The 11735-nt window shown below is 45.0% G+C and carries 10 protein-coding genes; 8 read left to right on the top strand and 2 right to left on the bottom strand.

Translation table 11 applies throughout. The features are described 5' to 3' along the window. Positions 1-38 precede the first annotated feature (38 nt). The gene (locus tag QUB44_RS06630) at positions 39-605 is read left to right on the top strand and encodes a DUF3611 family protein (RefSeq protein WP_333160326.1); all 567 of its coding nucleotides are present in this window, start codon (positions 39-41) and stop codon (positions 603-605) included. A gap of 425 nt (positions 606-1030) precedes the next feature. Beyond that, positions 1031-2662 (top strand): alpha-amylase family protein, encoded by a 1632-nt coding sequence (locus QUB44_RS06625; RefSeq protein ID WP_333364651.1) that lies wholly within the window; start codon positions 1031-1033, stop codon positions 2660-2662. Between the two features lie 23 nt (positions 2663-2685). Here QUB44_RS06625 and QUB44_RS06620 read toward each other — a convergent pair whose 3' ends face one another. Beyond that, positions 2686-3651 (bottom strand): S-layer homology domain-containing protein, encoded by a 966-nt coding sequence (locus QUB44_RS06620; protein WP_333364648.1) that lies wholly within the window; start codon positions 3649-3651, stop codon positions 2686-2688. 50 nt (positions 3652-3701) lie between these two features. Beyond that, on the bottom strand, positions 3702-4628 hold the full coding sequence (locus QUB44_RS06615; protein ID WP_333364645.1) for a DUF2382 domain-containing protein: 927 nt from the start codon (positions 4626-4628) through the stop codon (positions 3702-3704). Positions 4629-5123: 495 nt separating this feature from the next. Between QUB44_RS06615 and QUB44_RS06610 the strand changes: the two genes are divergently transcribed. The 6 genes from QUB44_RS06610 to QUB44_RS06585 all read left to right on the top strand — a co-directional run bounded on the left by QUB44_RS06610 (position 5124) and on the right by QUB44_RS06585 (position 11027). Then, positions 5124-5735: a hypothetical protein gene (locus tag QUB44_RS06610; RefSeq protein ID WP_333364642.1), complete on the top strand. Its 612-nt coding sequence runs from the start codon at positions 5124-5126 to the stop codon at positions 5733-5735. Between the two features lie 155 nt (positions 5736-5890). After that, a complete protein-coding gene (locus tag QUB44_RS06605) occupies positions 5891-6442 on the top strand; it encodes an SH3 domain-containing protein (protein WP_333364639.1) in 552 nt (183 codons plus the stop codon). A 14-nt stretch (positions 6443-6456) separates the two neighbouring features. Then, the gene (locus QUB44_RS06600) at positions 6457-7578 is read left to right on the top strand and encodes an EcsC family protein (protein WP_333364636.1); all 1122 of its coding nucleotides are present in this window, start codon (positions 6457-6459) and stop codon (positions 7576-7578) included. A 349-nt stretch (positions 7579-7927) separates the two neighbouring features. Beyond that, complete coding sequence (locus QUB44_RS06595; RefSeq protein WP_333364633.1) at positions 7928-8914, top strand: mechanosensitive ion channel family protein; 987 nt, start codon at positions 7928-7930, stop codon at positions 8912-8914. 14 nt (positions 8915-8928) lie between these two features. Then, positions 8929-10257 (top strand): DUF2254 domain-containing protein, encoded by a 1329-nt coding sequence (locus QUB44_RS06590; RefSeq protein WP_333364630.1) that lies wholly within the window; start codon positions 8929-8931, stop codon positions 10255-10257. A gap of 17 nt (positions 10258-10274) precedes the next feature. Continuing rightward, positions 10275-11027 (top strand): hypothetical protein, encoded by a 753-nt coding sequence (locus QUB44_RS06585; protein ID WP_333364627.1) that lies wholly within the window; start codon positions 10275-10277, stop codon positions 11025-11027. Positions 11028-11735: the final 708 nt, after the last annotated feature.

Genomic DNA, 11735 nt, shown 5'->3' with positions numbered 1-11735 from the left:
TTTGTTTTGACGATCAATTCAGCAATAAGGTGTATATAATGAATCAACCAGAATCCTTGCCGCAACCGCTGACCCAAAGCGAATTCGTCGCAACTTTTCGCTTGTTCAGTCGATTTAGCTTCTGGATACAGTTATTCTTGGGTGCTGTTTCCGGCATTGTTTTAGTATTTGCTATGTTGGGTCGCAACATGAGCGAAGAAACCAATAATGCAGGTATTGGTTTCGGGGTATTTTTAGCGATTGTTGGTCTGTTATTGCTGTGCTTTAGAATATTTTGGGATTTTCGCTATCGGCTTTTAGGCAGACTTTTGCACGCCGAAAATTCCCAGGTATATCCCAGCAAAGAACATATTACTCACACCTTACGGATTGGATTAGTTTCTAGTTTGGTGGGGGTATTAATCGCGTTTGTCGCTTCTGAAGAAACAGTTGCTGTAGTGCTAGCGAAAACTCTTAGTCAGCCCCAAGCGATGGCAGCTTATGCGCCAGAAAATGTGATTCGTTCCCTAGATATTTTTGTGACGATGGCAAACGTCAATCTGATTGGCGCTCACTTTTTTGGAGCTGTTACTTCTCTTGGCTTACTCAATTGGGTAGAAGAGTAGTTGGCAGCATTGGCGATCGCTAAAGGCAAACACAACTCCTATGCCGTAAGGACTTACAAGCGCTGGCCCATTTAACTAAGGTTGGTGCTTTTGCACTGTCTTGGCGAAAGAAAGCGCAGACAGTGCAGCTACAAGCTCAACAAGTTGGCTATTGGCATGAACATCTAATCGGAAATTGGTAGCGATCGCTCCAGCTAATGCTAATCAGCCTGAGCAACCGTTTTTTTTTCGTAATTGATTTATTATAGTGAGAGATATTTCATCGAGATTGATATGGATAGATTTTGAATCTGGACAAACATAACTTAGGCTCATCTTCCGAAGGATGAGCTATAGCCGTGGAATTCAGCTTCCTAAATGGCCCTGTGACCAGGTTTCTGAACACAGCCATGTTACACCCTTTCTCTATTAATAAATTTAGTGCAATGAAAGACCTCTGGTATAAAAACGCAATTGTCTACTCCCTTGATGTTGAAACCTTCATGGACTCGGACGGCGATGGTGTCGGCGACTTTCAAGGACTTATCAACCGCCTAGACTATTTATCCGCGCTAGGAATTACTTGTTTGTGGTTGCTGCCGTTTTATCCTTCCCCTAACCGGGACAATGGCTACGACGTGATGGATTACTACAACATTGATCCGCGACTGGGAACCCTGGGAGATTTTGTCGAGTTCATGCACCAAGCAAAGGAACGAGGGATTCGCGTGCTGATCGATCTAGTAGTAAATCATACGTCCCATCAGCATCCTTGGTTTGTGGCATCCAAAAGCGATAAAAACTCCAAGTATCGCAATTACTACGTGTGGTCAGAAAATCCACCCAAAACTGATCCAGAGTTGCTGGTGTTTCCCGATGCCGAGGACAGTATTTGGGAGTACGACGAACAAGCAAAAGCTTACTATTTGCATCACTTCTATAAAGAACAGCCAGATTTGAATATTGGCAATCCGGCGGTACGAGAAGAAATCTGCAAAATTATGGGTTTCTGGCTAGAACTGGGCGTGTCTGGATTTCGCATTGATGCTGTTCCCTTTTTAATTAAAGGAATTGGCATCGAAGGTGCAGACCCCGAAAGCCTGCGAGGTTTCTTGGAAGAAATGAGAGAGTTTGTGTCATCGCGTCGGGGTGATGCAGTGTTGCTGGCAGAAGCAAATGTCGATCGCGAGCAAATTTCTATCTACTTTGATAAGGGCGACAGAATGCACATCCTGTTCAACTTTTTGCTGAACCAGCATCTGTTTTTGGCACTGGCGCGTCAAGAATCCACAGCATTGCGCGATGGACTAAAAACCTTACCGGATATTCCTGATATTTGTCAGTGGCTTAATTTTGTGCGCCACCATGATGAACTGACGCTAGACCGCATTACTTCATCGGAACGAGAGGAAATTTTTGCAGCGTTTGCCCCTGAGAAAACTATGCAAATTTTCGGGCGCGGGATTCGTCGCCGCTTACCACCGATGATGGGAGGATCTCGCCGCCGGATTGAACTGGTCTACAGCTTGCTTTTCACTCTGCCTGGTACACCCATGCTGCGCTATGGCGAAGAAATTGGCATGGGCGATGATCTTTCGCTGGAAGGTCGAGGTAGCGTCCGCACGGTGATGCAATGGTCAGATGCAGCGAATGGTGGCTTCTCGACGGCTGCAACTGATGCCCTTGCCAGACCTGCGATCGCCAACGGAGAATACGGTTACAAACAAGTCAATGTCGTCGCAGCGCAGCGCGATCCTGGCTCATTAATTAACTGGATGGAACGTGCAATCAGCATCCGCAAGCAATGTCCTGAGTTGGGTAGGGGCAAGTGGCACATTCTGGAAACCGACTCTCCCTCGGTTTTAGCCCACTGCTGCGACTGGCAAGGCAGGACGGTGATTGTTGTGCACAATCTAGCCGACAAGCCTTGTACTGCTACGCTCAAATCTAACGAATACAGCAATCTGTTCGATTTATTTGGCGATCGGCTCTATGAATCTCTCGATGCCGACTCGCCCTCTATTCCCTTAGAAGCCTACGGCTATCGCTGGTTCCGAGTCAATCGAATCCAGGGGTAAAAAAGTTAATGTTGATGGGAACACTAGCGACGTGGACTGTTAGGAATGTACTTAGCAGTATTCTTGTCTGGAAGCGGTTCTATCTGACCTTGATTGACCAAAGCTTGATGAATTAGGGCAGTAGCATTACCCCGACTGAGCAACTCGTTCGGATTAAGAGCTCTGGGATCTGGATAGTTGACCACTATCTTTGCCTTTGTCGCTGCTGCCACTGGCTCAACCGCATATTTAGGAAGTTTCCCCGCATCTTTATAGTACGAATTGAGAAAATCTAATGCCGAATTTTTAGCAGGCGCTGTTGCAGCTTTTGTCGTTCTTGATGGAACAGTCTTAGCCGATTTAGGTGCGGGCGCAGCCGCAGGCTGCTGCCTTGCCACTACAGGTAATAACGGCTGCATCAAAACAGTCGCTGCGAGGGGAAATGCCAAACGGTTCCTAGCAATTCGACGTTTATTTACTGGAGTTGGCCTTGCGGGAGTTGCAGCAGCTTGATCGGGTTTGACAACAGGGCGATTGTAATCCATATTTAAACCCCTCATTAACACAACTAATGCTTGTGCCTTAGTCAAGGGCTGCTTCGGACGAAACTCATTTCCGGGAAAATCATTCATAAATCCCGCTTCATAAGCTTCTTGAATCGGAGTTTCTGCCCAATAGTTTTGAGGCACATCCTTAAAGTAACTTCCACTCGGGATATTTCTAACGCTTGCTCGATTAAAAGCTTGGCGGATCATCGCCGAAAATTCATCCCGGTCCACAGCCTGTTTGGGTCTAAAAGTTCCGTCTAGATATCCGGTAACAATCTCTTTTTCAGATAAGGAATCAATAAACGGACGCGCCCAGTAATTCGGCGGTACATCAGGAAATTTCGATTTAGCTTGTTGAGCAGCAACTTGCTGGGAACTTAGCACAAAGCCAGTGCCACTGACACTAACAGCTAAAGCTAAAAAGGCTACGCTGATTGACGGTAAATGCCTGCGAGTAGACATGATAAATTTCCTCCTGATTTTTGCATTTTTAACGATACTCTTTGGCTGAGTTAAAGCGGATTACTTTTTTTCCGCTCCGACGAATCCCATTCTGTTTTTTTTACATCTAACTCTTCGCGACGTACTGTATCTGTTACCTCAACCGTATCTTGCTCAACTTCTTTTCTGACTTGCACTTCCTCGCGCACGAAGGCCTGCTTTTTGATATCGACACTTTCTTCGTAGATTTCAAAGTGTGCCATTTTTTCTTGCTTGAAGGCGGTATCTGGAGTTACTCGACTCCCTGCATATTCTGAAGTTGTGTGATCAATCACCACTCGCTCTTTTTCTACAGGAACTTCCAGTTGTACCGTTTTGGTTTCAACTTGTTTGCCAATTATTACCTCGCCTGTTTTGCGACGGGTTTTATCTGCAACTAATCGTTCTTCGTACAGTTTGAGTTTTTGATGATCCTGTTCGTTCATCTGATACAATTCGGGTTCTCGCTCGTAAGTATAGGTATCCCGGTCATAGGGAGCTTTACGAGCTGGAGGCGAGACAGAATACGTTCTCGAAACTGGAACAGGCCCTTCTAAAGGTAATGATGCTTCTACTGGTACAGACGCTTCTACTGTTGAAGTACGATAAATACCCCGCACTTGTTCTTCATAATCGTAATCAACTGCCGTCCCATGCTCATACCTGGGTAGTTTTTCCACTTGGTCTTTACTCTGCAAACCTGTAGCGTAAACGCGCCCCCCCTTAAAATCAATCCGACAAAGAGCGATGGGAAGTAAAACTTTTTTGCCAAAAATCCAAGAACCAGTCTCTACCACAAAATAGCGGAAACGTCCTGTCTCATCTACCAGCACAGTATCGATCGTGCCAATTTTATCATGGGTATTTCCGCCATACACATCCAGCCCTTTGATATCGTCGTCATCAAAAGCTGCTTGGCGGTAGTTGGGATTAAAATCCTCAATTTTGTAAAGTAACATTGTTTTTTCGTGTACTATCTACATCAACTTGTGTACCTACTTTAGATAGATATCAGTTCTAATACTTCCTTCTTATGAATGATTCAGCAAATTGAGAATCATCAAAATAGCGATATTTTTTTCTATTTTTATATCTTTAGGTAGATGAATTTAGGATTCCTGTACTGAATGTAATAAATTTATCTAATCATTCGTAGGTTGGGTGGAGCCAACTTACAACGTTTCTGCAACCAACTATCACAAGGATTTATTAGGTTTTATTATCACCTTAACTACGCGAGATCCTACAAAATTAAGGACATCTCTAACTAGCTGCTGGGGTTTTTTCTGAATTAGATTTCGATTTATGAGCGAAATTACTACTTTTGATATTTAAAATTATTAAATAAAAAAATATTATGCCCCTCGGTAGATATTCTCGTAATACTTATTAAGTAAAATTAAATTACAAGCAACGGAAAAAAAGCAACAACGTAACGCAGGGGTTAATCTTTTATGACTCATCCAGATCGATCGGGCAGTGAACTCACTGAGCCTACCATCGTCAATCCGCCGGTGGATTACCACGACCAAGTGAGGTGGGGGCCAATTTTGGCAGGAATTGCGATCGCTCTGGGTACTCAACTAATTTTAAGCGCTTTGGGAATGGCGATCGGATTAACCGCAGGTGCAACAGGCGCGGATGCAGGTTCCGTTGGTATTGGGGTCGTAATTTGGTCGATTATTAGTTTGCTGATTTCCCTATTTTTGGGCGGTTGGGTGATGGCTCAAAGCTGCGGCCCGATGACCAAGAAAACAGCACTTTTGAATGCAGCAATTCTTTGGGGAGCTACATTAGCACTTAGTGCTTGGTTATTAGGAAGCGGGATATCGGGTGCTGTTGGCGCTGCGGCTGCTAATGCTGGAGAAATTGCCAATCAAGTACAACAACAGGGCGGCGTTAATATACCCAATCAAGCGCCGAATGTAGACCCAAATCAAGTTCGCGATATAGCTGGTAATACAGCTAAAGCTACTTGGTCATTTCTACTTGGCTCTTTGCTAAGTTTGGCAGCGGCAATGATTGGTGCTGCTGTTGGCGCTCGCAAACCTCGCGTTTATGCTTGATTAGCGATGATAAAACCTGAAAATTCAACAAGCACAGGAGCGAGTCGAAAGATTTTATACCATTGTGATGATGATTCATCCTTTCTTGGAGAAGATGAACGAGCTAAAAACCTTTTCTAAGGTTTTGGCATAGAGATTTAAAAGGAGATAAAGCGATGCAAGAGCAGAGGATCTGGCAAAAATATACAAGGTTAACAACTTCGATATTGTTAACGGCAACGGTTTTAGTTGCTCCCTCGTTCGCCTCTGATAGAAATCAAAAACAGATTCAAGGTGAATCTTTACTAGCGCAAGTACCGGATAGCTGTCGCCAGGTTATTGCGAGGAATGGCCTTAATGTTCGGCGACAACCGACTGCTAACAGCGAAGCGGTTGGCATCATCGGTTCCGCACGAAATGTGACGATTCAAAGTCTTGGTGAGAATGGCTGGGTACCAATTACAGCTCCGATAAAAGGCTACGTATATGGTGGTTTTCTCGGAGCGTGTGAAGCGGCAACCGTCCCGCCTCCTACTAACTGCCGGCAAGTTGCAGCAGCCAGAGGAATTAACGTACATCAAGCACCTTCCACTGATGGGGAAAGGGTTGGAGTCGTTGCGAGTGGACGAAGAGTGACGATTGAAAGTATAGGAACGGATGGTTGGGTGCCGATTACAGTGCCTCTGAAAGGTTACGTCCAAGCAGAAAATCTGGCGTATTGTAGTTAATTGAAAAAACAGTGATGGATGACCAATCAAACCCAAAAAAAGAAACTAATTCACAGCAAAAAACTGGTTTGTTAAATTTCATTGCCGAGACAACAGAATCTGCAATGAATACAGGCAAAGCGGTTTTTGACACAGCATTTGATTGGGGGGAAGCTGCTGCTAAACAAACTTATCGATGGATTGGACAAGCGACGCAAGGAACCGGAGATGCGGTAACTTATGTTGGCAATCTTCCCTTTGTTAAACAAGTGGCAGGGGTACTCAGACTTGATTGGTTAGTTGGGGTCAGCGATCGCATCGACTTAGCCAAAGCCGAAGCTCAAGTCAAGGAACTCCAACAAAAGTATCCCAATGAAGAACCCAGCGAAATTGCCCATCGCATTATGGTGGAAAAAGCGATCCACGCCGGTGGTGTCGGATTTGCTAGCAGCATTTTACCCGGTGTCGCGGCTGCACTGCTGGCGATCGATTTAGCCGCGACTACTGCGATTCAAACCGAAATGGTTTATGAAATTGCCGCCGCTTATGGGATGGATTTGCAACAGCCAGCCCGAAAAGGCGAGGTTTTGGCAATTTTTGGGTTAGCGCTAGGCGGTAGCAACGCAATGAGAGCTGGTTTGGGCTTTTTACGCAACGTACCGCTGGCTGGCGCGATGATTGGTGCGAGTACGAATGCTACGATGCTGTACGCGCTGGGATATGCGGCGCGCCAGTTTTACGAAGCCAAACTGAGGGAAGAGACTGAAGAACCTGGAACCGAAACGCTGCAAGCGATCCAGCAACAAAGCGAGAAATATCTCGATGTTGCGATCGCGCAGCAAGCAGCGATGGATCAAATTATGGTTCACATGATTTTGGCAAGTTATCCCAACAAAAACTGGGAAGATATTCTGCCAGAATTGAAGGTATTGCAATTAAATGCCGATTCTCTCAAAAGGATTGCTGCTAACATCAAGTCCCCCAAACCATTGGGTGCATTGTTAGAGCAACTTAACCCCGACTTTGCAGTACCGCTATTAGCTCAATGCCGTCGCATTGCCGAAAGTAAGGGAGAGGTTTCCGAAGCAGAACAGATGGTGCTGGATGCGATCGCACAAAAACTCAACGGCCAAGATGTGGCTTCGATATCCACTTGAAAAAAATTGTTGGTGCGTTAGCTTTATGCGTAACGAACCATCCCCAATATTTACTGTGGCTGTGTAAGTCCTAAATTAGCCTCACGTTAAAGTAATCTACAGCCTTAAGATAGAGTTTGACGTGGCTAATTTTAATACTATCAATAATGACTGATATCAATTCCGGATGCTTCGGAATGATATCAAATCCGCGCTTCATCGTCGGGCGTAAAGTCTAATCAAGCTGCCAACAAATAATTCGCGCAATTTTCATTTTTTTGACCCCTCCTTCTACAGTCAACAGTCAACAGTCAACAGTCAACAAGCATTCCGGTGCAACCGGAATCGATATGATGCAAGAGGAAGTTTTATGACAGCAGAAATATCCGGAGTCTGGAACAAGATTGAGAGCATGATCAATGGCTTCATTGTCCTGCTGCCTAATATGGTACTAGCGTTCCTTGTTTTCGCAATCTTTTTCTTTGTTGGGAGGTCAATTAAGAGAGCGGTCAGGCGGCTTACCCGCAACCACCGCCAATCCCGGAATTTGGGACTGGTGTTGGGAAGGTTAGCGCAGGGTATTACTGTTCTGATTGGTCTGTTTATTGCCTTGTCGATTGTAATTCCCACATTTAAAGCAGGCGATTTGGTGCAACTGCTAGGAATTAGCGGGGTAGCGATTGGTTTTGCCTTTCGCGATATCTTACAAAACTTCCTAGCTGGTATCCTAATTCTTTTGACGGAACCGTTCCAAATCGATGACCAGATTGTGTTTAAAAACTTTGAGGGAACGGTAGAAAATATTGAAACTCGCGCTACAACAATTAGAACCTATGATGGTCGCCGGATTGTAATTCCCAATGCGGAATTGTTCATTAATTCTGTTACTGTGAATACCGCCTTTGAGAAACGCCGGATGGAATACGACGTTGGTATCGGCTACGGCGATGATATCCACCGAGCCAAGCAGTTAATGATGGAAGCCCTGCAGAGTGTGGATGAGGTTTTGAATGATCCTGCTCCTGACGTGCTGCTGATGGAACTTGCAGGAAGTACCGTCAATATCCGCGCTCGATGGTGGATTGCTCCGCCGCGACGACTTGACGATCTGCGATCGCGGGACAAGGTACTTTTTGCGATTAAGGAAAAGCTGACTGCCAATGGCATCGACTTGCCCTTTCCTACGCAGCAAATTTTGTTTCACGACCAAACCGAAGAGACGGATGGCGATCGCAAACGTCAACGCGAAGGATGGCCCGCTGGTAATGGCGAAGTTCCCAAACCCCGCAGCATCAGCGGTTCTCTGCGACAACTTATTGAACAGCGATCGCAACAAGACGGCAATGGACAATCTTAACCCCACACCAACTCATGAAAAATGTCAAGTTAAGCAAACTTTGGGATTCACTGCACTCTAGCTACTGGTTTATCCCAACGTTGATGGCGCTGGGGTCGATCGTTTTAGCGATCGCCATGCTGACACTTGACCGCACGGGTAATATACCAAACTGGAGGTGGATTTACACGGGTGGAACCGATGGTGCGCGATCGGTTCTTTCATCGGTTGCCAGTTCAATGATCAGCGTTGTTGCTACAGCTTTTTCTATTACTATTGTGGCGCTTCAGTTGGCGAGTTCAAATTTTGGTCCCCGATTGCTGCGTAATTTTATGCAGGATACGGGCAATCAAATCGTGCTTGGCACTTTCATTGGCACGTTTATTTACTGTTTACTCGTACTGCGAACCATTCATGCAGAAGGAGAAGGATACAGCCTCTTTGTACCCCAACTCTCGGTTACAGTTGGTACCGGATTAGCAATTGCCAGTATCGGCGTACTGATTTACTTTATCCATCACGCATCAACCATTATTCAAGCCTCCCATGTAATTACTCAGGTTAGTGGCGATTTAGACCAAGCTCTAGATCGTCTGTTTCCCGAAAAAATCGGAGAAGGTAAAGCGAACAACTCGCGACAACAAGTGGGAGAAATTCCTGCAAATTTTGACTCGGAAGCAAGTCCAATCAAAGCCACTGGTGAGGGTTATTTGCAAGCAATCGATGACGACGAATTAATGAAAATTGCCCGTCAGTACAATCTGCTTGTACGTCTGACAACTCGACCGGGAAAGTTTATTGTCAAGGGCAGCGATTTAGCGATGGTTTTCCCGGAAAAACAGGTGAATCAAAGCTTGAAACAACAGATTAACGATGCTTTTATTCTGGGCCAAGAACGGACTGAATATCAAGATGTAGAATTTCCAATCGATCAGTTAGTTGAAATTGCCTTGCGTGCGATTTCTCCTGGTATCAACGATCCGTTTACTGCGATTCGGTGTATCGATAGACTCAGCGCCGGATTATCCCGCCTCGCTCAAAGGGATTTTCCCTCGCCCTATCGCTACGACGATGAACAGAATTTGCGCGTCATTGTTGAAGGAGTGACGTTTGAAGGGTTAGTCGGTACTGCCTTTAACCAAATTCGCCAGTACAGTAAATCAGATGTGGCGGTAACAATTCGCTTATTGGAAGCTATAGCTTGCATCGCTGCTTACACCCGCAATTCCAAACAACGAGAAGCTTTACGCCGTCAGGCGGAGATGATTTTAAATAGTAGCCGCGAACAAATCTCTCAGGAGCAAGACCAGAAAGATCTCCAAGAGCAGTATCACCAAGTCATTAAAGCTTTAGGCGAGGATTAATTTGCTTGACCATAATTATGGTAATAACAGCAGCTTTACGATCTGCTCCTAATACTTTAGCTTTAACCGCGCTGATTGCCATTACTTTAGCGCTGACACATTTATTTTGCGGCAAGTTGCGGTTTGCTCCTATTCCTGGCAGTGGCTGGCTTTCAGCGGCGAGTGGGGTTTCGGTAGCTTATGTTTTTGTGCATATTTTACCGGAATTAAATCTGCACCAAGCGGTATTAGAGCAAGTAGAAGCAGGAGTTATTTCTTATCTAGAACACCACGTTTATTTAATAGCTTTGTTAGGATTGACTGTATTTTACGGCCTGGAACGAATTGCAAATTTATCTCGTCAGCGTGGCAAAGAGGATGTGACCAGTCTTGGTGTTTTTTGGTTGCACATTGGCTCTTTTTCAATCTACAACGCTTTGATTGGCTATCTGCTGCTGCATCGGGAAGAACCGGGCCTTACCAATCTGCTGTTGTTTTCTTGTGCAATGGCATTGCACTTTGCAGTGAACGACTCTGGTTTGCGGGAACACCACAAACATATTTATGACCGCATCGGGCGCTGGATACTAGCAGCAGCTATTCTTGTGGGGTGGGTCTTGGGTAGCGCTACTGAAATTGGAAAAACTACGATCGCAGTTTTATTTGCTTTTTTAGCCGGAGGAATTGTTCTCAACGTCCTCAAAGAAGAATTGCCAGAAGAACGAGAAAGTCGGTTTTGGGCATTTGCTCTTGGTGCTGGAATTTACACGGCTCTTTTATTGGCTTTGTAGAGGAATCATATCGATTCCGGTTGCACCGGAATGATTGTTGACTGTTTACTGTTGACTGTTGACGGTGAGTCAAAAGAATGAATATTACGCGAATTATTTGTTGGCAGTTTGATTCGACTTTACGCCCGACGATGAAGCGCGGATTTGATATCATCATTCCGGCGTAGCCGGAATTGATATCAAATAAAGCCAAAACGTTCGAGCTTAAAACCATTATCAGGAATCAAGTGTTCTTTCAGACGCCGCTTAAAATTACCGGGATAATTTTTGCTAGCACGGCTACCAACTGCGACGGTATTAACAGTCTTAACTTTAAAAAGTAAGACTCTGATCGTAGTGTAAATGCTTAACAGCTTACATCTAATGGCAGACTTTTTACTCCATCATATAAATGTTCATTCCGAAGACTACCCAGTTATCAGTTTGGGTGATTCCACGCCATATATTGTCGGCAAACTCTTGCTGTTAAAGAGCCACTTTTTCGCCCTTACCTGAGTCATCTATGATGAGGGTGAATCCCGTTTTTTGGGATTTGTGGGTAAAAACATCGTCTCTCGCGACGACACCATTTATCGAATCATGGGGGCATGGCGGTGGGAGTTGTTTCCTTTATGAGAGTTTTTCGACGTGGAAGCGCCAACTACACTACAATGGATTTTACAATAAAAGGGACTAATTTTTGGTTTAAGTCCCTATAATCAACATTAA

The organism is Microcoleus sp. AT3-D2 (assembly GCF_036705715.1).
In the GTDB taxonomy this organism is placed as follows: Bacteria; Cyanobacteriota; Cyanobacteriia; order Cyanobacteriales; family Microcoleaceae; genus Microcoleus.
Note: the sequence above shows the minus strand (reverse complement) of the source record. Positions and strands in the feature narration are given on the sequence as shown.